At 66.2% G+C, this 23,456-nt stretch carries 27 protein-coding genes; 17 read left to right on the top strand and 10 right to left on the bottom strand.

Translation table 11 applies throughout. From position 1 onward, the window contains the following. Window positions 1-22: 22 nt before the first annotated feature. Together ACE3P0_RS02390 and ACE3P0_RS02385 are read right to left on the bottom strand one after the other, a co-directional pair. The gene (locus ACE3P0_RS02390; RefSeq protein ID WP_374399452.1) at window positions 23-775 is read right to left on the bottom strand and encodes a substrate-binding periplasmic protein; all 753 of its coding nucleotides are present in this window, start codon (window positions 773-775) and stop codon (window positions 23-25) included. A gap of 10 nt (window positions 776-785) precedes the next feature. Further along, window positions 786-2,414, bottom strand: coding sequence for a methyl-accepting chemotaxis protein (locus tag ACE3P0_RS02385; RefSeq protein WP_374399450.1), 1,629 nt, complete (start codon window positions 2,412-2,414; stop codon window positions 786-788). 225 nt (window positions 2,415-2,639) lie between these two features. Here ACE3P0_RS02385 and ACE3P0_RS02380 point away from each other — a divergent pair, with 225 nt between their 5' ends. From ACE3P0_RS02380 to ACE3P0_RS02355, 6 genes are all read left to right on the top strand, one after another. After that, window positions 2,640-2,870 carry a hypothetical protein gene (locus tag ACE3P0_RS02380; protein WP_374399448.1) on the top strand — a complete coding sequence of 77 codons (231 nt, stop codon included), beginning with the start codon at window positions 2,640-2,642 and terminating at the stop codon, window positions 2,868-2,870. Beyond that, entirely contained in the window at window positions 2,867-3,715 is an 849-nt protein-coding gene (locus ACE3P0_RS02375; RefSeq protein ID WP_374399446.1) for a hypothetical protein, read from the top strand. The genes ACE3P0_RS02380 and ACE3P0_RS02375 overlap by 4 nt, the downstream gene beginning before the upstream one ends. A 165-nt stretch (window positions 3,716-3,880) precedes the next feature. Then, complete coding sequence (locus tag ACE3P0_RS02370; protein WP_374399444.1) at window positions 3,881-4,282, top strand: hypothetical protein; 402 nt, start codon at window positions 3,881-3,883, stop codon at window positions 4,280-4,282. A 92-nt stretch (window positions 4,283-4,374) separates the two neighbouring features. Next, entirely contained in the window at window positions 4,375-4,851 is a 477-nt protein-coding gene (locus ACE3P0_RS02365) for a cache domain-containing protein (protein WP_374399442.1), read from the top strand. Window positions 4,852-4,994: 143 nt separating this feature from the next. Further along, window positions 4,995-5,585 (top strand): RluA family pseudouridine synthase, encoded by a 591-nt coding sequence (locus ACE3P0_RS02360; RefSeq protein WP_374399903.1) that lies wholly within the window; start codon window positions 4,995-4,997, stop codon window positions 5,583-5,585. After that, window positions 5,585-6,463 carry a Rossmann-like and DUF2520 domain-containing protein gene (locus ACE3P0_RS02355; protein ID WP_374399441.1) on the top strand — a complete coding sequence of 293 codons (879 nt, stop codon included), beginning with the start codon at window positions 5,585-5,587 and terminating at the stop codon, window positions 6,461-6,463. The genes ACE3P0_RS02360 and ACE3P0_RS02355 overlap by 1 nt, the downstream gene beginning before the upstream one ends. Here the strand turns inward: ACE3P0_RS02355 and ACE3P0_RS02350 are convergent. Next, complete coding sequence (locus tag ACE3P0_RS02350) at window positions 6,411-7,307, bottom strand: EamA family transporter (protein WP_374399439.1); 897 nt, start codon at window positions 7,305-7,307, stop codon at window positions 6,411-6,413. The genes ACE3P0_RS02355 and ACE3P0_RS02350 overlap by 53 nt on opposite strands. A 123-nt stretch (window positions 7,308-7,430) precedes the next feature. Between ACE3P0_RS02350 and ACE3P0_RS02345 the strand changes: the two genes are divergently transcribed. Continuing rightward, on the top strand, window positions 7,431-8,000 hold the full coding sequence (locus ACE3P0_RS02345; RefSeq protein ID WP_374399437.1) for a flavin reductase family protein: 570 nt from the start codon (window positions 7,431-7,433) through the stop codon (window positions 7,998-8,000). Here ACE3P0_RS02345 and ACE3P0_RS02340 read toward each other — a convergent pair. Continuing rightward, window positions 7,997-8,719: an N-acetylmuramoyl-L-alanine amidase gene (locus tag ACE3P0_RS02340; RefSeq protein ID WP_374399436.1), complete on the bottom strand. Its 723-nt coding sequence runs from the start codon at window positions 8,717-8,719 to the stop codon at window positions 7,997-7,999. The genes ACE3P0_RS02345 and ACE3P0_RS02340 overlap by 4 nt on opposite strands. Before the next feature lie 190 nt (window positions 8,720-8,909). Here ACE3P0_RS02340 and scpB point away from each other — a divergent pair, with 190 nt between their 5' ends. The 3 genes from scpB (at window position 8,910) to ACE3P0_RS02325 (ending at window position 10,786) form a co-directional block, all read left to right on the top strand. Next, complete coding sequence (gene scpB, locus ACE3P0_RS02335) at window positions 8,910-9,689, top strand: methylmalonyl-CoA decarboxylase (protein WP_374399434.1); 780 nt, start codon at window positions 8,910-8,912, stop codon at window positions 9,687-9,689. 126 nt (window positions 9,690-9,815) lie between these two features. Next, entirely contained in the window at window positions 9,816-10,469 is a 654-nt protein-coding gene (locus ACE3P0_RS02330; protein WP_374399432.1) for a trans-aconitate 2-methyltransferase, read from the top strand. Between the two features lie 65 nt (window positions 10,470-10,534). Then, the gene (locus tag ACE3P0_RS02325; protein ID WP_374399430.1) at window positions 10,535-10,786 is read left to right on the top strand and encodes a hypothetical protein; all 252 of its coding nucleotides are present in this window, start codon (window positions 10,535-10,537) and stop codon (window positions 10,784-10,786) included. Here the strand turns inward: ACE3P0_RS02325 and ACE3P0_RS02320 are convergent. Next, on the bottom strand, window positions 10,756-11,136 hold the full coding sequence (locus tag ACE3P0_RS02320) for an STAS domain-containing protein (RefSeq protein ID WP_374399428.1): 381 nt from the start codon (window positions 11,134-11,136) through the stop codon (window positions 10,756-10,758). The genes ACE3P0_RS02325 and ACE3P0_RS02320 overlap by 31 nt on opposite strands. A 518-nt stretch (window positions 11,137-11,654) precedes the next feature. Between ACE3P0_RS02320 and ACE3P0_RS02315 the strand changes: the two genes are divergently transcribed. Next, a complete protein-coding gene (locus tag ACE3P0_RS02315) occupies window positions 11,655-11,855 on the top strand; it encodes a DUF3079 domain-containing protein (protein WP_374399426.1) in 201 nt (66 codons plus the stop codon). A gap of 22 nt (window positions 11,856-11,877) precedes the next feature. Here the strand turns inward: ACE3P0_RS02315 and ACE3P0_RS02310 are convergent, their stop codons facing one another. Beyond that, window positions 11,878-12,804 carry a LysR family transcriptional regulator gene (locus ACE3P0_RS02310; protein ID WP_374399424.1) on the bottom strand — a complete coding sequence of 309 codons (927 nt, stop codon included), beginning with the start codon at window positions 12,802-12,804 and terminating at the stop codon, window positions 11,878-11,880. A 91-nt stretch (window positions 12,805-12,895) separates the two neighbouring features. Here ACE3P0_RS02310 and ACE3P0_RS02305 point away from each other — a divergent pair, with 91 nt between their 5' ends. Genes ACE3P0_RS02305 through ACE3P0_RS02295 form a run of 3 tightly spaced genes read left to right on the top strand, consistent with a single transcriptional unit; the run spans window position 12,896 to window position 15,356 of the window. After that, window positions 12,896-13,648 carry an electron transfer flavoprotein subunit beta/FixA family protein gene (locus ACE3P0_RS02305; protein WP_374399422.1) on the top strand — a complete coding sequence of 251 codons (753 nt, stop codon included), beginning with the start codon at window positions 12,896-12,898 and terminating at the stop codon, window positions 13,646-13,648. Beyond that, window positions 13,645-14,583, top strand: coding sequence for an electron transfer flavoprotein subunit alpha/FixB family protein (locus ACE3P0_RS02300; RefSeq protein WP_374399420.1), 939 nt, complete (start codon window positions 13,645-13,647; stop codon window positions 14,581-14,583). Before ACE3P0_RS02305 ends, ACE3P0_RS02300 begins: the two co-directional genes overlap by 4 nt. After that, a complete protein-coding gene (locus ACE3P0_RS02295; RefSeq protein WP_374399418.1) occupies window positions 14,580-15,356 on the top strand; it encodes a ferredoxin--NADP reductase in 777 nt (258 codons plus the stop codon). The genes ACE3P0_RS02300 and ACE3P0_RS02295 overlap by 4 nt, the downstream gene beginning before the upstream one ends. Window positions 15,357-15,381: 25 nt before the next feature. Here ACE3P0_RS02295 and ACE3P0_RS02290 read toward each other — a convergent pair whose 3' ends face one another. The 4 genes from ACE3P0_RS02290 to ACE3P0_RS02275 all read right to left on the bottom strand — a co-directional run bounded on the left by ACE3P0_RS02290 (window position 15,382) and on the right by ACE3P0_RS02275 (window position 19,935). Further along, window positions 15,382-16,128 carry a 2OG-Fe dioxygenase family protein gene (locus ACE3P0_RS02290; protein ID WP_374399416.1) on the bottom strand — a complete coding sequence of 249 codons (747 nt, stop codon included), beginning with the start codon at window positions 16,126-16,128 and terminating at the stop codon, window positions 15,382-15,384. 33 nt (window positions 16,129-16,161) lie between these two features. Beyond that, window positions 16,162-17,121 carry a VTT domain-containing protein gene (locus tag ACE3P0_RS02285; protein WP_374399414.1) on the bottom strand — a complete coding sequence of 320 codons (960 nt, stop codon included), beginning with the start codon at window positions 17,119-17,121 and terminating at the stop codon, window positions 16,162-16,164. Between the two features lie 63 nt (window positions 17,122-17,184). Continuing rightward, window positions 17,185-18,954, bottom strand: a complete 1,770-nt coding sequence (locus ACE3P0_RS02280) for a diguanylate cyclase domain-containing protein (protein ID WP_374399412.1) — start codon at window positions 18,952-18,954, stop codon at window positions 17,185-17,187. A gap of 87 nt (window positions 18,955-19,041) precedes the next feature. Beyond that, window positions 19,042-19,935, bottom strand: a complete 894-nt coding sequence (locus ACE3P0_RS02275; protein WP_374399410.1) for a LysR family transcriptional regulator — start codon at window positions 19,933-19,935, stop codon at window positions 19,042-19,044. A 258-nt stretch (window positions 19,936-20,193) separates the two neighbouring features. On the opposite strand from ACE3P0_RS02275, the gene ACE3P0_RS02270 reads away from it, so the two are divergent. From ACE3P0_RS02270 to ACE3P0_RS02260, 3 genes are all read left to right on the top strand, one after another. Then, window positions 20,194-21,201 carry an NADP-dependent oxidoreductase gene (locus tag ACE3P0_RS02270; protein WP_374399408.1) on the top strand — a complete coding sequence of 336 codons (1,008 nt, stop codon included), beginning with the start codon at window positions 20,194-20,196 and terminating at the stop codon, window positions 21,199-21,201. Window positions 21,202-21,216: 15 nt separating this feature from the next. Further along, entirely contained in the window at window positions 21,217-22,017 is an 801-nt protein-coding gene (locus tag ACE3P0_RS02265; RefSeq protein ID WP_374399406.1) for an acyl-CoA thioesterase, read from the top strand. Window positions 22,018-22,128: 111 nt separating this feature from the next. After that, window positions 22,129-23,409, top strand: coding sequence for a M48 family metallopeptidase (locus tag ACE3P0_RS02260; RefSeq protein ID WP_374399404.1), 1,281 nt, complete (start codon window positions 22,129-22,131; stop codon window positions 23,407-23,409). Window positions 23,410-23,456 lie beyond the last annotated feature (47 nt).

Here is a 23,456-nt window from a genome sequence, read left to right as displayed (position 1 = left end):
AGTGGTTTCCCTCGCCGCGGGCTCAGGGGCGTTCGCGCGTCGCAGGCCAGGCCGCTTCGGCCAAGGCCTTGTTGATGCGCTCGATCAGCGCATCGGGAACCGCCCTGCTGCAGAACAGGTGCCGCGCCTCGCCACCCGGCAGATCGCGAAAACGCGCCACGGCCATCGAAGCACGCGGCACGCCCGCCTGCGCGATCAGGTATTCGGCTTCTTCTTCCGCGACCAGCATCCAGTCGGCGCGTTCGGCGCGAATCATCTGCACCATGACCGGCGTTTCCACCGATACCGTCTCCATCACGGGCGGATGCTGTCGAATCAAGCGCGACACCGTCGCGCCGTAGGTGAGCCCGCTCTTGTAGAGCATGCGCAGATGACGCTTGCGCAAAAGCTCCACGAAACTCGCGCCGTCACGCCAGCCAGGGCCCGCACGCGCAATCGCCACCACGCCCCTATCCCGATACAGCGGCACCGAAAACTTGCCGATCTGCTCGCGCTGCGGGTTGCGGAACAAACCCACCGCACAGCCAAAACTGTCGCCACGCTCGATCAGCGCGAACTGCCGCGCCAGCGGAGTCAGCTCCCAACGGAAGGGAATGCCGGCACGGCGCAGGGCGGACACCGCGGGTGTTGCAGTGAGGCCGGCTACGCTGCCGTCCGCTGCACTTGCGTTGAAGGGCGGACGCTCGTTGAAGTAGAGCGCGAGCGCATCATCCGCGGCGGCGCCCGTTACGGCCGCGAGGCAGGCGCACAGGGCGAGCAGGCGCCGCAGCAACACGAGGCGGCGCTCAGAGCCGGAAGCGTGCCACCGTCGTCAGCATGTCGGCCGCAATGCGTTCGAGCGCATGAGCAGCTTCACCGCTGCGCGCGGTAGCGGCATTGGTTTCCTCGGCATGCACCGCGATCTGTTCGATGCGTTTCGCCACGTCGGTGGAGGCCGCGGACTGCTCGCGCAAGGCCTCCGAAATATCACCCACGACGGCGGCCACGCGGCGCGCAATATCCTGCAGTTCCCCAATCGCCGCGCCAGCGTCCGTGGTGAGCCGCACGCCACTCTCGACCGAGCTGACGCCATCGCGGATACCCGACACCGCGAGCCGCGTCGACGCCTGAATGCCGCCGATCATCTGCGTGATCTCGCCGGTCGAGTGCGCGGTCCGCTCCGAGAGTTTGCGCACCTCGTCAGCGACCACGGCGAAACCGCGTCCCTGCTCGCCTGCGCGCGCCGCTTCAATCGCGGCATTGAGCGCCAGCAGGTTGGTCTGGTCGGCAATATCCTTGATCACGACCACGATCTCGGAGATGCGGCCGGACTGGCGTTCGAGTTCGGCAATGCGTTCCGCGGCATCCTGCACGACCGACTGCACACGCTGGATTTCCGCCACCGCGGCCTCCACCGTTTCGCGGCCGCTGCGGGCGCGCTGATCCGATTCAAGTGCGAGGCGGCTGGCCTCCTGCGTGTCATCGGACACATGGTTGATCGACACAGTCAGCTCTTCCACGTTGGCAGCGATCGCCGACGCTGCGGCGCTCGCCGCCTGCGCGTTGCCCTCCATCTCATCCACACCATGCGACAGCGCATTGGCCGAGGCCGATACCTGTCCGGCCTGCTCATGGGTGGCGCTGATCGCACCGCGCAACGATTCCTGCATCGCCTGTATCGCTTCGATCAGGCGCCCGATCTCGTCACGCGACGCGGGCGGTAACTTGCCGCTCAGGTCGCCGTCGGCAATGCGGCGCGCGGCCGTGACCGCTTCGGCAAGCCGCTGTTCGATGCGGCGTGAGGTGAGGAATGAGAAGACAATCGCGACGATCACACCGACCACCAGCGCGATCAGACTTCCCCGCGTGGCCAGCGCAACGTTGCGTTCGGCAGACTCGGCTGAGCGCCGGGCGCCTTCGCCGTTGAGCTTGGCGAGCGCATCGGTCTGGTCACGCAGCGCATTCGCAGCCTTGACCCAAGCCCCCTTGCGCAGCTCCTGTGCCTTGGCCTCATCACCGCCGAGCGCCGCAGCCACCGCCTCATTCACCGAACTGCGGTAGGCGTCGAAAGCGTCGGCGACAGCCTGGGTGATCTTCTTCTCGTCCGGCGAGGTGGAAAGCTTGCGGTGAGCACTGATCGCATCGCCAACATCGGCCTCAAGCTTCTTCAGCGAGGCTTCGATCTTCTTCTTTTCGTCCTCCGAGCCGGGCAGCATGTACTCCAGGCTGCGCACACGGTGACGCAGCCGCTCCTGGCTGATCCGTGCCGCCGATTGCACAGACGGCAGCCAGTCATTGGTGATCTCTGCGGTATCACGGCGGATATTCTGGATCTGCAGCACGCAGAAGATGATCGCAATGATCAGCACGCCAGCCGAAACGATGAAGTTCAACAGCAACTTGGCGCGCAGGCTCAAGCTATCGAAGAATTGCATGGTGATTCCTCCGGACATACCCACCTCGGCATGAAGAACGAGCAACGGGCTGCTGTGCCAGCGAATGGGTTCAGCGCACGGCACCCGTACGGCGCATGCTGGGTTAACGGGCCCCGCCCGGACAACTTGAGCGCCGACGGAAGCCCCGCCGTGGCAAGCAACACGCTGTCGTTGCAGCCCCGCGGCTAGACTCGCGGCGTTCCTACACGCCCACCCGAGAACACCATGACCCCTGACTTCATCACCGCCACCGCCTTCAACCTGGGCATGAACCTGCTGCACGCCGTGCTGGGCCTGATTGCCGGCGTGGTCGGGCTGCGCTTCGTCGACAACGTGCTGCTCAAGTCGCTGGACTTCGAGGAAGAACTCAAGAAGGGCAACATCGCCGTGGCGATCTTCGCCTCGACCATGCTGCTGTTCATCGCGGTACTGCTGTCCTTCGGGCTGCGCGGATGACTGCCGGCAAGCCTGGCGCACATCGCCCGCTCCTGCTGCTGACCGGGCTTGCCTGCGCACTGGTTGCAATCGGCGTCTACGGCCGCAGCGAACTGCCCTTGCCGATCGAGCCCGACTGGCGGATCGACTGGCGGGCGGCCACCGCGGCTGGCAATGCGCCGGCGGGCAGCGATGCGGTCGTGCAACTGAGCAATGGCAAGCGTGTGCATGAGCAGCAACTCGACCGCACGGTGTCGCGCCACCAGGGGCCGGATCGCTGGTTGCCCTACCACTTCAGCGTTGGCGGCGCGCCGGTCACGACCGTGGCCCCGGGTACCGACCGGCACCACCACTTCGTCAATCAATTCCTCGAAGGCTACGTGCCGATGCCCAAGGCCGAGCCGTGGGTGCCGCTGTACGTAATCGCGCACCGCAAGACCTACGTCGAGGACCCGCAACAATACGGCGTGCGAGAAATGTGGCAGACCTCGCGCGAATCAATGGGCAATCCGCGCGGAGACTGCGAAGACCACGCGATCGCGCTGGCCGATTGGCTGATCGGGCTTGGCAAGGACGCACGCGTGGTGCTCGGCACGATGAACGGCGGCGGCCACGCCTGGGTCGTCGTGCGCGAGAACGACCAGACCTGGCTGCTGGAAGCCACCCGCAAGCGACGCACGCGGCATTGGTCCTATCCGCTTGCGAGCCTGCATCCGGAATATGTGCCACGCGAGATGTTCGACCGCGAACGCTGGTGGCAAAACACCGGTGGTGCGACGGTGGATTACGCAGGCGGTCATTGGCTGCTCGGTGGTCGCTTCAAGCGCCCGACAGGCTCCGCGGCAAAAGTGGCTTCTGGCGGCTAGCCCTGTGACTCGAAGGCCTTGAATTTGCACCGTTCTGGGGCGGGCGGCGATATTTCGCAGCGCACTGTGAGACAGTACCGTCGCTAGGGTTTTCCCTAGGCCTTGTCATGGCATGCCGAACGAGTATTCTGGCGTCGCCCTTAAAACTATTCCAAAGGCATAACCATGACCGAGGCAATGCAGGCCCAGGTGGAGACCAACTTCATCGAGGGCATCGATCATCTGCTCGCGCAGATGGAAGACGTCGTCCATCCCGCCCCCCACGCCGCCGACAGCGTGCCGCAGCTGTTGCCGCCGGGTGCGACCCACCTGTCGCAGCATCGCGCACGCGGCCGCATCAGCGGCTGGTGGCTCACCACGGAAGAACGCAACGTACAGGTGACCGATGCCGCAGGGGTAATCGGTGCAGTGCTGCGCAGCCATCGTGGCAGCACCACACCGATCGTCGCCTACGATCCGTTGAGCAAACGCATCGAGACTGAATCCGGGAGCATCTACGAGCTCGGCATGCCGGACACCGCCTTCGCGGCGCGTGGCCGTCATGTGCTACGCAAGCTCGGGTTCTGACGCCCAGAATCGACGCTACACATTTCCCCCGAACGGCCGTTAAGACGGCAGAGCCTCACTGGCTCCCCACAACGTTCGACAAAGGAGGGGAAATGAAGATCTTGCGCAACATCCTGATCGCAGGCCTGGTCGCCCTCACGGCCAATACCGCAGCGATCGCACAGGAGAAGGCGACCCGCGAGGAGGCAAAAGCCCTCGTGGACAAGGCGCTGGCCCACATCAAAAGTGCCGGACCGGACGCCGCCTTCACCGACTTCAGCACGCCGGGCAGCAAGCCTTGGCACGACCGCGACCTGTACCTCTTCGCGTACGACTTCAGCGGCAAGAACATCGCTCACGGCGCCAACCCCAAGCTGCGCAACACCAACCTGATTGACCTGAAGACCGCCGACGGCAAGATGCTGATCCGCGAGATGGTCGACATGACCCGCAGCAAGGGCGAAGGCTGGATCGACTACGACTGGCCACATCCGCAAACGAAAGCGCTGGAAAAGAAGAGCGCGTATGTGAAGCGCATCCCGGGCATGGAGGCCTTCGTCGGTAGCGGCGTCTACAACATCGGCAAGTAAGCCCACCGCGGCGGCGCAGGTCGCGTCGCCGCAACTGCGGTAGAGTCCGCCTCTCGCTCGCAGGCCGCCGCACCGTGTCGCACCAGATTCCCTACCATCCGCCGCCGCACCAAGGCCTCGCCATCGTCTTCCTCGACGACACGATGATCGTGCTCGACAAGCCCGCGGGCCTGCTTTCGGTGCCGGGGCGCGGCGAAGCGATGCAGGACAGTCTCGCCAGCCGCGTGCAGGCGGAATTTCCAGAAGCCCTGATCGTGCATCGGCTCGACCTTGCCACCTCCGGCCTGATCGTGATGGCGCGTGGCGCCCTGCACCACCGAACGCTGAGCCTCGCTTTCCAGGGGCGCGACGTGGACAAGCGCTATATCGCAATCGTGGCAGGTGAGCCGGCCGAAGACTCAGGTGCAATCGACCTGCCACTGATCTGCGACTGGCCCAACCGCCCCCGCCAGAAAGTGGACCACGAGATCGGCAAACCCTCGCTGACCCGCTGGCGCGTGCTGGCGCGCGAGGGCGGGCGCACGCGACTGGAACTCGAACCGGTGACCGGGCGATCGCATCAGTTGCGGGTGCATCTTGCCGAGCGAGGCCATCCGATCCTCGGCGATCCGCTCTACGCAGCCCCGGCCGAGCGCGATGCGGCGCCGCGCCTGCTGCTGCACGCCGCGGCACTGAGCCTGCCGCATCCGACAAGCGGCGCACGGCTCGACTTGCGCAGCGAGGCGCCGTTCTGATGCAAGCCATGCCGCCCGACTTCAACCTCGTCGGCTGTGGCCGCCTTGGCCGCGGCATCGCAGCGCTGCTGCACCAACATGCCCAGGTGGGCGTCGCACAGCTGATCGATTGCGAATTCGATCCGGCACGCACGGCGCAGGAATTCATCGGCGCAGGCGCCCCGGGCACGCTGGATTCATTCCGCCCCGCAGCCATCACGCTGATCGCGACGCCGGATGACGCCATCACCGATGTCGCGGCGCAGCTGGCCGCCCGCGTCCGGCACGGCGACATCGTGTTTCATTGCAGTGGCGCGCTGCCGAGCAGCGCGCTCGCGGTGCTGAGTTCGGCCGGTTGCGCGGTGGCGAGCATCCACCCGCTGCGCAGCTTCGCCAGCCCGGCACAAGCGGTGGTGGATTTCGCGGGTACCGCATGCGGATGCGAGGGCGACGATGCAGCGCTGGCGCTGCTTGGTCCGATGTTCGATGCGATCGGCGCGCAACGCTTTGCCATCGACCCGGCCGGCAAGCTGCTCTATCACGCCGGCGCAGTGCTCGCCTGCAATCATCTGGTCGCCCTGATGGAGGCCGCGCTGCGCAGCATGGAGGCAGCCGGCGTGTCGCGCGAAGCTGCTTGGCCGGCACTTCGCCCCTTGATCGATGGCACGCTCGCCAACCTCGACCGCATCGGGCCACGCGCCGCACTGAGCGGCCCGGTGGCGCGCGACGACCGCACGACGGTGCTGGCCGAATGGGCCGCCACGGCAGCCGCGGACACCGAGCTCGGCGAGGTTTACCGCGCCTTGTCGCGCATGGCGATGACTCTGACGGCGCCCGGCGGGCGGCTCAGCCCGCGCGACCTCGAAGCCCCCGCAGCAGGCGATCGCCAAACAGATTGATCGCCAGGCCGGTCATCACCAGGGCTGCCGCCAGCAACTTCCAGCCCGGTAGCGCCTCGCCCGCCAGCAAACTCGCCGCGCCCATGCCGAACACCGGCACCAGCAACGCGCTGGGCGTAACGACCGCCGCCGGGTGCCGCGCCAGCAGCCAGTTCCACACGCCGTAGCCAAACAGCGTGTTGCCCACCGCCTGCCACGCCACGGCGGCCCAGGCGACCCACGACGCGTGCATCAACGCCTGCTGCATCAGGGCCGGCCCTTCGGCCGCCGCACTCAGCGCAAAAAGCGGTGGCACCGCGAACAGGCTGGACCACGCCATGAAGGCGAGCACATCGACCCGGCCGACACTGCGGGCAACCGTGTTTGCGCCTGCCCAGCCAAGCGCCGCGCCAAGCACCAGCACCAGCCCTGTGGCAGTGACCGCAGCCCCCGGCGCTGCGGTGATATGCACCGCGATCACGCCGATGCCGGCCAGCGCCAACGCGAGGGCAAGGCCCTGTTCCCGGCGCAGGCGCTCGCCGCGCTGCCAGCGCGCGAGCCCGATCGTGAAGAACACCTGCGACTGGATCACCAGTGACGCGAGCCCGGGCGAAATGTCGTGCCGCATCGCGAGGAACAGCAGGCCGAACTGCCCCACCCCCAGCAACACACCGAAGGCGGCAAGCTTGCCCCACGGCACGGCGGGCCGCTTGATCAGGAACACCAGTGGCACCGCCGACAGCGAGAAGCGCAAGGCCGCGAACAGGAAGGGCGGCAGCTCATGCAGCCCTAGCTTGATGACAACGAAGTTGGTGCCCCAGACGAAAACCACGGCGAGGGCGAGCAGCAGGTGGGTGACCGGCATCGGGGGCGCTATCGGGGCGGAGAGCCACAGTCTAGGCGCTGATGCCGGGCAAAGAGTGTCGGCGATGTATCAGTCGGCCGGCGCGATCCGCGACAATGGCGGTTTTGCTGCATAGCCCGCCAAATGATCACCCCCGTCGACCTCGCGAAAGCCTACCGACTTCTCAACCACGGCCCCGTCACGCTGGTCAGCAGCGCACACGGCACCCAGCGCAACGTGATGGCCGCCGCGTGGGCGATGCCGCTCGACTTTTCGCCGCCCAAGGTCGCGGTGGTGATCGACAAGCAGACGTTCACGCGCGGCCTTGTCGAAGCCTCGGGCGAACTCGTACTGAACATTCCGTCACGCGGGATCGCCAAGCAGGTCATCGCTTCCGGCGGCTGCAGCGGGCGCAATGGCGACAAGTTCGACGCGCTCGGCATCGCGACCTTGCCATCCACGGTGGTCGCTGCACCACGCGTTGCCGGCTGCGTTGGCTGGCTCGAATGCCGCGTGATCCGAGAGCCGCACAACGAACAGGCCTACGACCTCTTTCTCGGCGAGGTCGTTGCCGCGGCCGCCGACGCACGCGTGTTCCGTGATGGCCACTGGCTGTTCGACGAGGCCACCGATCCGAACCTGCGCACCCTGCACTACGTCGCCGGCGGGCAGTTCTATGTCAGCGGCGAATCCTTGCAAGTGCGGGAAGGCTAAAGCGCCGGTGCTGCGCGGGCTGCGCCCGCAATGCACGCGACGTGCGCCGGGTCGAGGTCCGCGAGGCCGCCCAATCGGCCGCCGTAGTGCAGCCCGAATGACCACGCAGCGGCGTCCGGCGCGCTAAGGTCGTAGCCGATCGCCTGTAAACCCAGCGTCACGTCGAAGCCCCCCGGCGGCTCCGGGTAGGGTTGGTCGCACCACAAGCCGAAACCGCGCTGCGCGAGTTCGCGCCATGGGAACAGCGGTGACGGATCCACCTTGCGACCAGGCGCCACATCGGCATGGCCGACGAAGGCGAGCGCCGTGAGTTGGTGGCGTACCCGCAGATCCTCCAGCAGGCGATACAGCGCCGCCATCAGCGGCTGACCGTAGGGCTCCTGACCATCGTTGTCGAGTTCGATGCCGATCGACGCCGAATTCACATCGCTGATCGCGCCCCAACGTGAACGGCCTGCGTGCCATGCGCGATCGCGCTCGTCGACCAGTTGCACGATGCGCCCCGTACGCGTGATCAGATAGTGCGCGCTGACCTCCGAAAACGGGTTGGTCAGCGTGCGCAGCGCCGGCGCGGCGTTGCCGTTGGAGGTGTGGTGGATCACCACCAGGCTCACCCGCCGCGTGCCGAAGTTGGGCGATGGGAGGACCTCGTCGGCAAGCGGGCCGGGCCTCAGCGTGGGGGTGCAGGCTGAGAGCGCCGACACGACTATCAGCAGCATCAGCGCAGTTCGGCATATCGGAAATCGGAGGGGATGGGCGCGCATCGCCCAAATGGTGCGACAAGCGCGCGCCGCGGCCAAGTCGGCGCTGCACACTTCGCCGGCTTGCGCTGGGTCAGTACCCCTGCATGGCAGCGCGCGGATGCTTGCTGGCACTCGCCGCCATGGCACGCCGTAACCGGAGCCCCAAATGCCGCTCATCGAAACCGAATTCGCCGAATCGATCGGCACGCTGGTGATGAACCACGTCGAGAAACGCAATGCGCTGAGCATGGAATTGATCAACGAGATGCTTGCCGCGATCGAGCATTTCAACGCCAGCGGCGCACGCGTGATCATTCTGCGTGCGCCGGCCGGCTGCCGGGTCTGGTCCGCCGGGCACGACGTGAGCGAACTGCCGGACCGCGGGCGTGACCCACTCGGTTGGGGCGACCCGCTGCGCGTGGTGATCCGTGCAATCCAGGAATCCCCCGCGCCGGTGATCGCGCACATCGAGGGGTCGGTGTGGGGCGGCGGATGCGAAGTTGCGCTGGCCTGCGACATCCTGATCGCCACGACCGAAGCGAGTTTTGCGATCACGCCGGCCAAGCTGGGCGTGCCCTACAACCTTGGCGGCGTACTGACACTGATGAACATGGTGCCGCACCCGGTACTGCGCGAAATGCTGTTCACCGCGCGGCCGATCCCGGCGCGCCAGGCCTTCAACCTCGGCATGATCAACGCGATCTGCGAGCCATCCGAAATCGACGCCCGCGTCGCCGACATGGCCCGCGCCATCGCCGCGAACTCGCCGCTGTCGATCGCCGCCATGAAGGAAGAGATCCGCCTGCTCGCCGGCGCGCATTCGATTTCGCCCGAACTGTTCGAGCGGGTGCAGGCACTGCGGCGGATCGTCTACGACAGCCACGACTACCAGGAAGGGCTCGACGCCTTCCGAGAGAAGCGCAAACCGGTTTTTGTCGGCAACTAGCCAGGTCCAAGCGACGCGTCACGCCCCCCGAGCGCATGCGACGCGACGCGTTGGCGCGAGTCCGGCGGCTCGCTACCATGGGCCACGGCGGGCGTCGGCGTCCGCGCTTTCGCGATTGGATCTGCGATGTCGCCATCGGATGCGTGCGGGGAGTCGGTCGAGACATTCAACAAGCTCGCTGATCGATATGCGGCCAAGTACTTCGACCTGACGCAGTACGACCGCTACTACGCGCTGCTTGCGGAGCGGCTACCAACGGGCGGCTCAGTGATCGACGTTGCGTGCGGCCCCGGCAATGTCTGCGCCTATCTGAAGCGCACACGCCCCGATCTATCCGTCGTCGGCATTGATCTGGCGCCGCGGATGATCGACGAAGCCCGGCAGCGCGTTCCAGGCGCCATCTTTCATGTCGGCGACTGCCGCGATCTTGACGGTATCGATGGAGTACGCGACGGCGCCGTGTTTGCGTTCGGCCTCAGCTACCTCACAGATGCCGATGCGCAGCGATGCTTCGCAGCCCTCCACCACCGGCTCAAACCCGGCGCCCCGTTGCTACTCGCCACCATCACCGGCCCTGCGGCATCACGTTACGAACAATCCAGCTCGGGTGAACGCGTATTCATGGTCTATCGCACGCCAGACGCCGTGCACATGTTGCTGCAAACTGCGGGCTTCCAGACCGCGTTCAGCGAACCGATCGCGAGTCCGGACAATGCATCACTCGCAACCACCGATTTGGTTGTGCTCGCAGTACGCTTGCCCACGCCCGCCCCAAGCTGAGCAGCGCGCCAGGCCGGAGAAGCATGCCCGTTACTGACCGCCGCGTCCGATAGTCCTGCCCCCTCATGCCCATGAAACGCCAACAACTCATCCGCGTCGCGATCGCTTACTCGGTCGCCGTCTTGGTTGCTCTGCTGATGCTCATCGTCAACGTGGGCGGCATGCTGCCGGGCCTGATCCTGTGCGCCGTCGTGATCGGCGCCCTGCATCTGTGCTTCACCGCATTCGAGTTCAGCGACATCTTCGGCAATAGCGGCCGGCGGGAAGTGACGCCGCCGGAGCCAGACTACGTCAGCAAGCGCACGACACCCGACTGACAACCGCACGCCGATGTTTGAGCTGCGGGAGATGCTTGGCAGACACCGTTGCGCCGAGCACTGCGGATTTCGAACAGTTTTTCGAAGTTCGCAATCTGAAGCACCTGAAGCACGTCCCCGGCGGCGCCTTCAATGGCCACTCGCCTGCCGCACTCGAGTGCGCGCGAGCGGGCAATCAGCAACATGCCCAGCGCGGCGCTATCGATGTAGCAGACGTCGGCAAGATCGATCACAAGCTCGGCGGCACCGGGTTGCAAGGCATCGCTCAGCGCCGCGGAGAATTCGCGATGCATCTGAAAGACGAAACGGCCCTTCAGCTGAATCGTCTGCGCACCGTCTGAACGGTTCATGAACCTGCATCGTCATTCACTGCCGGCCCTCTCGTTTCTATTCACACACGCCCTTCCGCGTAATTGACGAGTGCAATTCCATCCGCACTCGCTTTCAGCGCCCTACAACGATCGTAAGGCGTTTGACCGATTCAAATCCGAATTGGATCGGGCCGCCGTGTTACGCCTTGCAAATTTCTTGACCCGTGCAAAGGCGCTGCGTGGCGCGGGTATTTGATGATCAAGCCACTGACACGCCGCAAAGCCCGTGAACATCTGGTCCCGGGCCATTTTCGCGATTTGGCGCCGGCAATAACCATGTAATAGACGTTGTTATTCGGCGTCACCCACGTCGCAAATAACCGTGCAAATGGAATGGTTTTTCGGCGGCGTCACACATGAATAGGGAAGATCGCTGCCGAGCGCGTTTCGGGCTTGCGAAGCACATCAGCCTATGCGACGCGCTCGGGCTCAAGCAATGCGAGAGCGATGCGTCCGTTGCGTGGCGCCGATTCACCCGCTGTCAAACGGAACCCCAAATGGCAAAACGCTTTCCACTTGTACCAAAACACCCGGAGCGCATCTGCTGGGGCTGCGATCGCTACTGCTCGGCCGATTCGCTCAGCTGCGGCAACGGTTCGGAACGAACGCCGCACCCGATCGAGTTCTTTGGCCCCGACTGGTATCAGGACGATCCGGAATTCCAGGCGGCGGCCGAACGCGACATCGCCGCGGCCTGACCAACCATCCGCCGCTCAGGCGTCAGGGGACGGGAGACAGATGGATATCGTCGGTCGAGGTCGCGCCGGCGGTGGACGCCCGGATGTGCTCGATCAGGCTGGCGAGGCCCCCGCTGATGTACTTGTGGCGATGGCGCACGAGGTAGAACGCACGGCCGAGATCCAGATTGCGTACCTGCAAAGGCACGAGGCTGCCGCGGCGGAAGGCATCGCGCAGCGCGAGCCGCGAGATGCAGCCGAGCCCGAGGCCCGCTTCAACCGCCCGCTTGATCGCCTCGGTGTGCTCCAGCTCCAGCCGCACTTTCAGACGCTGGCGGTCTTCGCCAAAGGCGTGCTCCACCGTGCCACGCGTGCCCGAGCCGGGCTCACGCAAAATCCAGTCCTGCGCCAGCACCTGGTCGCGCGTCAGGCTGCCTTGGCCCACCAGGGGATGGCTCGGTGCGGCAAAGACCACCAGTTCGTCGCGCAGCCAGGGTTCGGCGACCACGTCCGGATGCTGCAGATCGCCTTCGACAAGCCCGAGATCCAACTCGAAGCGCGCCACCGAGGCAACGACCGCCGTCGAGTTATGCACCGCGAGCTGCACACGGGATTCCGGATGGCGCTGCAGGAAGTCCGCGACGAACAGCGTGGCGAGGTAGTTGCCGATGGTCAGGCTCGCCCCCAGGCGCAGCGGCCCGACCGCCGTGTGCGCGCTGAGCGATTCTTCCAGCTCATGTGCGCGATCCAGGATCTGCGTCGCCCGCGGCAGCAGCCACTGCCCGGTGTCGTTGAGCCTCAGGCTCTTGCCGACACGGTCGAACAGCACCTGCGAGTAGGCCCGCTCCAGTTCGGCAAGCGCTGTGCTGGTGGCCGACTGCGACAGCGCCAGGCGCTCAGCCGCGCGGCTGGCGGAACCGGTCTGCGCGACCGCAACGAAGATTTCCAACTGCCGGAGTGTGAATCTCATATCGATTTCTTAGATAAGCATCGTCATCATAATCCGTTTAGTAGATCAGTGAGACTTGCCTAGAATGCCCCGCAAACAAGAAGGGTCATTCATGCGGATCATCGTTTCAATCAAGCGGGTGGTGGATCACAACGTCCAGGTTCGCCCGCGCAGTGACGGCAGCGACATCGACACCACCGGCGTACGGATGGTGATCAACCCGTTCGACGAAAACGCCCTGGAAGAAGCGGTGCGACTGCGCGAGCGCGGCATTGCTTCGGAAGTGGTGGTCGTGTCCTTCGGTGACGCGACCGTGCAGGAATCGCTGCGCCAGGCGATCGCGCTCGGCGCGAACCGCGCAATCTGGGGCCAGGCGCCCGCTGCGCTCGATCAACTCGCTGTCGCCAAGCTGCTGCGCCACGTCGCGCAGCGCGAAGAGGCCTCGCTGGTGATGCTCGGCAAGCAGGCGATCGACGAGGACGCTGGGCAAACCGCGCAGATGCTCGCCGCGCTGCTCGACTGGCCGCAGGCGGTCGCGGTGTCCGAACTCGCCGTCGATGGCGACACGCTGCACGTCACGCGCGAGGTGGACGGCGGTAGCGAATCGCTCGAAATCCGGCTGCCGGCCGTGGTGTCGGCCGACCTGCGCCTCAACGCGCCGCGCTTCGTAAAGCTGCCCGATCTGATGAAAGCAAAACGCCAGACGATCGAAACACTCGACTGTGCCGCACTGGGCATCGACCTCTCGCCCCGCCTGCAGCGCGCACGCGTCGAGACACCGCCGCCCCGCCCGGCTGGCCAGCGCGTCGGCTCGGTTGCTGAACTGATTGCAAAACTCCGCAACGATGCACAGGTGATCGCATGAGCGTCCTCGTCCTCGCCGATATCACCGCCACCGGCGTCGCCCTCGCCACACGCCAGGCTGTTCGCGCCGCGCAGCACTGGGGCCTGCCTGTCGACCTGCTCGTGCTTGGCAGCACAGAGGCCGCCGCCCACGCGCAGGTCGCCGGCGTGCGCCGCGTGCTGCATGCCGATGCACCGCAGTTCGCGCAGCCGCTGGCAGAAGATGTCGCTCGCGTGCTCAACAGCCTCGCCGGCGACTACACGGTGATCCTCGCCGCGCACGGCAGCCTTGCCCGCAATGCGTTGCCGCGCGTCGCCGCGCTGCGCGACGTCGGCATGATCAGCGAAGCCGTCGCCCTGCTCGGCCCGAACCGCTATCAGCGCCCGATCTACGCTGGCAACCTGCTCGCCACGGTCGATAACCGCCCCGGCCTGCAGATCCTGACGGTGCGGGCCTCGCGCTTCGAGGCCGCCGCGCTGGGCGGGCAGGCTGAATGTGTTGCGATCACGGCACCGGCCGCCGACGGCCGCAGCCGCGTCACCGGGCAGAAGACGGCCGGCGGTGAGCGGCCTGAACTGGGCAGCGCTCGCGTCGTGGTCTCCGGCGGGCGTTCGCTGGGCAGCGCCGAGCGCTTCCACGCCTGCCTCGCACCACTCGCCGACCGCCTCGGCGCGGCAATCGGGGCCACCCGCGCCGCCGTGGATTCGGGCTACGCACCGAACGAATGGCAAGTCGGCCAGACCGGCACCGTTGTCGCACCGGATCTCTACATCGCAGTGGGCCTTTCGGGCGCGCTGCAGCACACCGCGGGCATCAAGGACAGCCGGGTGATCGTTGCGATCAACCAGGACCCCGAAGCCCCAATCATGCAACTGGCGGACTACTCGCTGGTTGCCGACCTCTTCGATGCCGTACCGGAACTGGTGCGCCATCTGCACACGGAAGCCACCGCATGAGCAAGCTCGCCACCGAAACCGTGATCGACGTCCACCACTGGAACGACACGCTGTTCAGCTTCAAGACCACGCGCGACCCCGGCCTGCGCTTTGCCAACGGCCAGTTCGTGATGATCGGCCTGCAGGACGAAAACCGCCCGCTGCTGCGCGCCTACAGCATCGCCAGCGCCAACCACGAAGAGCACCTGGAGTTCTTCAGCATCAAGGTGCCGAACGGCCCGCTCACCTCGCGGCTGCAACACCTGAAACCGGGCGACGAGATCCTCGTCAGCCGCAAGCCGACCGGCACGCTGATCATCGACGACCTGCTGCCCGGCCGTAACCTGTTCCTGCTCAGCACCGGTACCGGGCTCGCGCCTTTCCTCAGCATCATCAAGGACCCGGAAACCTACGAGCGCTTCGACAAGGTGGTGGTTACGCACGGCGTGCGCAGCGTCAGCGAACTTGCCTATGCCGAACAGATCCAGCGCGAGTTGCCGGAGCATGAGTTCCTCGGCGACTACATTCGCGACCAGCTGCTGTACTACCCCACGGTGACGCGTGAGCCCTTCCGCAACCAGGGCCGTCTGACGACGCTGATCGAATCCGGCAAGCTGTGTGCCGACCTCGGCCTGCCGCAGATCGATCCGGCGCACGATCGCGTGATGCTGTGCGGCAGCCCTGCAATGCTCAAGGAGCTATCGGACATGCTCGACGCACGCGGTTTCAAGGTCTCGCCGAATATCGGCACGCCGGGCGACTACGTGATCGAGCGCGCCTTCGTCGAGAAGTAAGCCGGCCCGCACGCCGGGCCAACGGTCACGCGTTGCCCGGCCCCTGGAAGCCACCGCGGCGGAAGGTGAGCACCAGCGTATCGCGGTGGCCGCCTTGGGCGAGCGGTTGAATCGGCGTCGATTCGTGGATCACCCGTGCGTCATCCAGCAGCAGGGTCGTCCACGGCTCGGTCATCGTGAAGCGCATGCCCTGCGGGCCATCGGCCTCGAACACACGCGTTTCACCACCCTTGATGCCTTCACGGCCAACCAGCAGCACTGCCACATAGTCAACGCCGTCGCGGTGCGCGCCCTCCGGCGTCGGGCGGCCGATGCCGTCGGTGGTATCAATGCGGAACTGGTGTGCCTCGATGAACCATTGCGGCACGCCCGCAAAGCGCCCCAGCCACTGCCCCAGACCGCACAGCAAGGCCTGCCAGTCCGGCGATGCGAGCGTCGCGGTTTCGACGGGTTCGAACCAGCGCTCCAAGCCGCCGTGCAACGCGTTGTAGGCCACCGGCTGCCAGTGCGCGCGATGCGGGGTTTGCGTCAGCTCGCCGCTTGCGATGTCGAGCACGAAGCAGGCGTGGCGGCGAAAGCGATAGCGGCCGCCGTCGCGCAGGAAGGTATCGGGCGGCAGGTTGTTCCAGCCGGGCTGCAGCGCGGCAAGACCGGCAGCAGTCGCGCCACTCAATGCGGACAACCCGGCGGCATCCAGAGCAACGAAGCCTTGCGTGCGGAGCGCGGCATCGAGCTGTTCAGGCGCCGTGATGGGCGGAGGTAGTGGCTTCATCGCGCTCAGTGAGAATCAGAAAGGGCCGCCAGTCTAGCCGGCGACCGGGTCGCCTCGGAAACGCCGGCCGCCTTGCGCGGCCAGATAAGCGCGCCACGCCTCGTAGCCCCCGCTGAGTGGGCGAACATTGCGATAGCCGAGCGCCTGAATTTCCTTGGCGGCATAGACGGCACCGGCGTCTTCCGGGCAGGCACACAGCGTGACGACCAGCGCATCGAGTGGCCAGCCCTGCACCGCACGATCGAGCGCCTCGTAGTCAGCCACGGTGAAACCGTCGAGCTCGCCCCCTTCGGCACGCAGCGTAGCGCCGCGCAGGTCGATCAGGCGCACGGGCTGCCCGGCGGCAAGGGCTTCGCCCAGCGCTTTCGGCGATATGTGCGGCATGCGCGCCATCTGCTCGAAACGCTGCCGCAGCCAGAACTTCCACGCAAACCACAAAGCCACCACAGCGAGCAGGATCAACAGCGCATTCACGCCGTAGCGCAAAGCAAGCTCGATCAGCAGCGCGATCTCGTCGCGCAGCAGCGAGCCAGCCGCCAGAGCGAGCCCAGCCCACAAGGCAGCTCCGATCGCTGCAGCGGTCAGGAAGGCGGGGAGCGGCATGCGCAATGCGCCGGCAATCGGCGGCGCGACGGTCGAGAACCCGGGCACGAACTTGGCGATCACGAGCGACCAAAGCCCCCAACGCAGGAAGCGGCTTTCCGTCTGGCTGACGCAGGAGGCCGGATTGATCGACAGGCGGCACAGGCCGTTGAGCACGCGGTAGCCAAACGCGCGGCCGGCGAAGTACCAGACCGCGTCGGCCAGCACCGACGCGAGCACCGCGGCCACGAGCATCCAGGCCAGCGCCGGCGCGCCGAAAGCCAGGCTGCCCGCGGCGATCAGCGTCGGCACCGCCGGCACCGGCAGGCCCAGCTGTTGCAGCAGCACATTGATGAAGACCAGCAGCGCGCCATCCTGCTGCAAGGCGCGTGCGATATCGGCGTTATCCATCTGACAATGATCGGGGCGCCAGCCCCGAATTTCCAGTGCGGCGCTGCATCGGTGGCGACACGCTCAGCGCGGCGTTGCGTGGTAGTCGGCCCATGGGGTCTCGCCGCGCGCGCCGAACTTGCGGGTGTACATCTCGTGGTCGGCAAAACGCATCAGCGACTCGGCCTCGTCGCCGTCGTCCGGGAAGATCGCCATGCCGACCGCACCACCCAACGCCTGCTCGCCAAGCGGTGTGGGGTCCACGCTGCGCAGCGGCTGGGCCAGCACATGCTCGATATGCGCGCGCACCCGTTCGGCTTGTTCGCGGCTCTCGACGCGGTCGAGCAGCACGACGAACTCATCGCCGGCATAGCGCGCCACAAAGTCGCTCGCGCGCACCGCCTCGCGCAGGCGCTCGGCGATTTCGGTGAGCACCTTGTCGCCCGCGTCGTGGCCGAGGCGGTCATTCACCTGCTTGAAGTGGTTCAGATCGACGAACAGCACCGCAAACGGGCCGATGTCCGCGGCACGACGGTGCCGGCCGACGCGGCCATCCAGCCGCCGCATGAAGGCTTCACGGTTGGCGAGGCCGGTCAGACGGTCGGTACGCAGCCGTTCCTGCATGGTTTCGAACGTGCGTGCGAGCTGCCCGATCTCATCGTTTCGATGCACGTCGACCGGCGATTCGAGATCGCCGTCGCCGATCGCGCGCGCCGACTGCGACAGCCGACGCAGATCGCCGGTCACCCAACCGAGAATGCGCAGGCCCAGCACTACCGCCAGCAGCGCCGCAATGCCGCCCACCAAGCCGGTGCGCACCACGTTTGCGGTGACCCCCTGCATGAAGTCGCTGGCCGGAACCGCCACCACGGTGATCCATTCGAGGCCGGCGTCGTCCTTCACACGATCGAAGGCCGCGTGGATCGTCTGCCCGCCGGGGCCGGTGAAAGTACGCGTCTGCGGCAGTTGCGCCTGCTTGAGCGATGCGAGCGTATCGCGCACCTCGGAGTAAGTTGCCGCCAAGAGTGGATGGCCGCTGTCCGCCGCGGCCAGGCGCTTGTTGCTGCCGTCCGGCTGGCGGGCGATGTTGGCGCTCGCCGACGAGGCGATCAGATCACCGTTCGGCTCGACGATGAAGGCGATACTGTTCTTCGAGAGCGCCAGCTTCGACACGAAGTCGTTGAGCCCCTTCAGCGAAATATCGGTCGCGACGACGCCCTCGAACTCGCCCGCCGCGTTGAGTACGCGCCTCGCACGGGTGGCGACGAGGCCGCCGTGGCGGTAATCGATATACACCGCGGTCCAGGTATGCAGCTTCGCGCTCTCGCCGGCCTTGTACCAGGGGCGAACGCGCGGGTCGTAGACCTTGGTCTCGCGCGAGGCTTCGTGCAACTCACCGTTGATGCCCTGGAAGTTGAAGAAGGTGCGCGGCTCGTCGCCCTTGAGCTTGAGCCGCAGTTCGCCATCATCCAGCGAATTGCGCCAGAGGCCGATGAACTGACCGGCACGGTTGCCGTAGTAGGCGTAGTTGTTCGGATCAATGTGCAGCGACGTTGCGATCCACAGGCGGGTGCGCAGGTTGGCCAGATCGCTGCCAATCGACGCGGGCGCCGGCATTCCGTTCGGGAACACCGCTTCGAGCACCGCGCCCGATCCCACCACATGGCGATCCACCGCCTGCCCGATGCGGCCGACCGTTTCGATCAGCAGGTGATCGGACACGGTGGCCACGGCCCGGCTGCCGGCCACGTACGACAGCGCACCGATCACGATCGCCAGCAACAGCACCAGCGCCACGTAGGGCACGATCAGGACTTGGCGCAGCGAGAGCGCCGAACGGGCGGGTTGACTCATGGTGGATGCTTCAGGTCGCGGGCAGACCGGCATTGTCCCAGCATCGCGGGGTTTTGCGCAGCGTCACCATGGGGTTTTGACGACAACTCATGCGCTGGCGACCAAAGCAGCCGTGATTTCCTCGTAGAACAAGGTGCGCAGCCAGCTATGGGCTGGATCGTGGTGCAAACGCTCGTGCCACAGCAAGGCGTAGCGTACCTGCGGCAACGCGAGCGGTATTTCGCGCTCGACCAACCCGACCGGCCCGGCGTAAAGGCGCGCGAGGGTACGCGGCACGTTCACCAGCATGTCGGTGCGCGCTGCCATCGCCAGCGCGGCCATGAAGTTCGCGACCCGCACCGCAACCCGGCGCTCGCGCCCGATTCGCTCCAGCGCCAGATCAACCACGCCGCGCGGATCAACGCCCCCCATGTGGATCAGGATCTGCGGAATGCGCAGGAAGGCATCCAGATCAAGCGGCTGCGCCAAGGCCGGGTGCCCGGTACGCAGCAGCGTCACGAAATGGTCGTCACCCAACCCGCGTCCGTGGATGCCCGCGGGGGCTTGCGCCACGGAACTCAGCGCCAGTTGCACCGACCCGGCCTCGAGCTCGCGAAACCCCTGGTCGTCGCGCCATACGTCCACCGCGATGTCCAGATACGGCGCTTCCCGGTGCAATCGCGCCAGCACCCGCGGCAGCATCGAATTGGCGCCGTAATCCGTCGTACTGATACGCCAGACGCCGCGGCTGCTGGCTGGGTCGAACCGCGGCGGCGCGATCAGCCCCGCAACATCGGCCAGCGTCGCATCAAGGCGCTCGCGCAGCGCTTCCGCCCGCGGGGTTGGGCGCAACCCGGCCGGTGTGCGCACAAAGAGCGGGTCGTCGAACAGCACGCGCAGGCGACCCAGCGCGCGGCTCATCGCCGGCTGCGTAACACCCAGGCGCTCGGCCGCGCGGGTCACATGCGCTTCCTGCAACAGCGTTTGCAGTGAAACGAGCAAGTTGAGATCGATTCGGCTCAGATCCGCCATACAAGGGCATTACCCAAAGTCATTTAACTCATTCTAGCCATGCATTGGATTGATGGGCATCTGCTCGATAAAGTGGCTGTTCCGGCGCCGAGTGCTGCCAGATCGCAGCGCCCAACGCCATGACGCTCGTGCCAGCGCCAACAGGAATACCCCCGCGCCGGTAGCCGAGTCCTGATTACTGATGCCCTGACGACCCCGCGGCCGACCGCGAGGGTTTGGAGACGACCCATGTTCCTTGAATCGACCCGCGAAGTCCGCCTTGCCTCCCGACCGACCGGCATGCCCACCGCCGCCAATTTCGAAATCGCCACCACGCCGGTGCCGCCGCTGAAGGCTGGCGAGGTGCTGGTGAAGAACCTGTGGATGTCGGTCGACCCGTACATGCGTGGCCGCATGGTCGATCGCGAGAGCTACGTGCCGCCCTTCCAGGTCGGCAGGGCCCTCGAAGGCGGTGCCGTCGGCGAGGTGGTCGAATCGAGCAGTTCGAAGTTCAAGGTCGGCGACATCGTGCTGAGTTCATTCGGCTGGCGCGAACACTTCGTCGCCGCCGAGACGCAGGTGCATCGCGTAGACACCCGTCTTGCACCGCCGCAGGCCTGGCTGGGCGTGATCGGCATGACCGGCATGACCGCCTGGACCGGCCTCACCCGTATCGCCCGCATCCAGCCTGGCGAAACCGTGTTCGTCTCCGCCGCCTCGGGGGCTGTCGGCGCCATCGCGGTGCAGATTGCCAAGCTGCAGGGTTGCCGGGTGGTGGCCAGCGTGGGCAGCGAAGAGAAGGCTGCATGGCTGCGCGAACTGGGGGCCGATGCGGTGATCAACTATCGCACCGCGGGTGATCTCACGGCCGCGCTCAAAGCCGCGGCGCCCGAGGGCATCGATGTGTACTTCGAGAACGTCGGCGGCGCGCATCTCGAAGCCGCCCTCAACCTGCTCAAGCCCAACGGCCGTGTTGCGGTATGCGGCATGATCGAGCAGTACAACGCGACCGAAGCGCCCAAAGGCCCGTCCAACCTTGCGCAAGTGATCATGAAGCGGCTGCGGCTGGAAGGCTTCATCGTCTCCGATCACTGGGATCACTATCCGCAGTTCGTCGGCGAAATGGCTGCCTGGCTTGCGGCCGGCAAGATCCAGACGCGCGAGACGGTGCGCGAAGGGCTGGAAGCCGCGCCGGATGCCTTCATCGGCCTCTTCCGCGGCGAGAACACGGGCAAGATGCTGGTCAAACTCGCCTGAGGTCACGCACGAATCATGGTCCTGACACCCTTCTCCGCTCTGCTCGAAAGCCGCCGACACCTGGGTAACACGGTGTTCTACGATCTGCCGGAAGACTGGCTGCAGGGCCGCACTGCCTTCGGCGGCGTCAGCGCCGCGCTGGCGGTGCAGGCGATGCGCGATGTAGCCGGTGCCGACCGGCCGCTGCGCGGCTTGCAGACCAGCTTCATCGGCCCGGTGCCGGCCGGCGAGCTACGGGTGGAGGTGCGTGTCGTGCGCGAGGGTCGCGCCATGCGGCAAGTGGAAGCCGCGCTGAAGGTGGGCGAAGACACCGCCTGCCTGCTGCTCGGCAGTTTCGGGCTGGCGCGCGAATCGGTGATTCCCGCCTTTGCGCCGGCGCAACCCGCAGCACCGGCGGTCGATGCCTGCCGCCCGATGCGATACATCGAAGGCATCTCACCGGCCTTTACGCAGCATGTGGAATTCCGCTGGGCCGCGGGCGACCAACCCTTCAGCGGCGGCAACGCGCGCGACATGCAGGTGCACATGCGCCTGCGCGACGAAGCGATCGACCACGAACTGCTCTGCGTGCTGCTCGGCGACGCCGCACCGCCCGTCGCCTTCGGCCACTTCGAGCGCCCGACCATGGGCAGCTCCGTCACCTGGGCGTTGGAGCTGCTGCCCTGCGCGCCCGCTCCCTCACCCGACGCATGGTGGCGCCACGACACCGAGATGCACGCCTTCAGCGCCGGTTATTCGCACGAGCGCGCCGCCTTGTGGACACCGCGGGGCGAACTCGCCGCGTTCGGCTACCAGATCGTGGCGGTGTTCGGCTGAACCTGCACGCCAACGCCAGGTACGACCGACACGCTTCGATACAAAGCGCGCCGACAAGCAACGATGCGTTCCGGATAATGCGGCGGCCCGCCCTCACCGGATCGCCCCGTCATGAACCTGCGTCGTATCCTGGCCTTCACCCCGCTGCTCACACTGCTCGCTGCCCTGTTTGCCGCGCCGATGTGCGCTCACGCCGCGGGCGGCGGTTTCGATGCCGAACAGGCCACGCGCGCCTGGCTGGATACGATTCCGCCAGAAGCGCGCGCGCGCTCCGATGCCTACTACGAAGGCGGCTACTGGCTGCAACTCGCGGATCTGGTCTACGGGCTTGTCGTCGCATGGCTGTTCCTGCGCGGCGGCCTGTCGGCCCGGCTGCGCAACTACGCCGAGCGCCTCACGCGGCGCGTGCCGCTGCAGCACATGGCCTACGCCGCGCAGTATCTCGTGCTCGCCACGCTGCTGACCCTGCCGCTCACCTGGTACGAGGGCTACTGGCGCGAACACGCCTACGGCATGTCGAACCAGGGCGCGCTCGACTGGGGCTTCGATCAGCTCAAGGGCATGCTGGTGTCGATCGTCTTTCTGGCACCTGCGGTGGCGGCGATCTGGGCCGCGATCCGACGCGCGCCGAAAACTTGGTGGCTGTGGGGCTCCGGCATCGCAATGGTGTTCCTGACGATTGGCATCGTGCTCGGCCCGGTTTACATCGCGCCGCTGTTCAACGACTACAAACCGCTCGCCGCAAGTCCGATCCGTGACGACATCCTCTCGCTCGCGCGCGCCAACCAGGTGCCGGCAACCGAGGTGTATGAATTCGATGCCTCACGCCAGACCAAGCGCATCAGTGCGAATGTAAGTGGCTTCCTCGGTACCGAACGGATATCGCTCAATGACAACCTGCTCAAGCGCACCAGCCCGGCCGAGATCCGCGCCGTCATGGGGCACGAGATCGGCCACTACGCGCTGAACCACATCTACAAGCATCTGCTCGCCTTCTCCGTGCTCACCGTCATCGGCTTTGCGCTGGCACGCTGGATGATGGATCGCCTGATCGCCCGCTTCGGCGCAGGCTGGGGGCTGCGCGGCATTGGCGACGTCGCCGCCCTGCCGCTGCTGTTTGCGGTGTTCTCGGTGCTCGGTTTCCTGGGCACGCCTATCAACAACACGATCATTCGCACTGCGGAATTCGAGGCGGACCTCTACGGCCTGAATGCCGCCCGCGAACCGGACGGCTTTGCGCAGGCAGCCGTGCACCTGGCCGAATACCGCAAGATGGAGCCGGCGGCGTGGGAAGAGTTCATCTTCTACGACCACCCAAGCGGCCGAACCCGCATCCGCACCGCGATGCAGTGGAAGGCCGAACATCTGAACGACGCGCCCAGCGCAAAGTAGCCGCGCGTTACCCCGCATTGCCGGCGCAAGTCGGCTCAGCCAGAATC

This window comes from Niveibacterium sp., assembly GCF_041909475.1.
Taxonomy (GTDB): domain Bacteria; phylum Pseudomonadota; class Gammaproteobacteria; order Burkholderiales; family Rhodocyclaceae; genus Niveibacterium.
The sequence above is the reverse complement of the archived record's forward strand: the minus strand, read 5'-3'. Positions and strand labels throughout refer to the sequence as shown.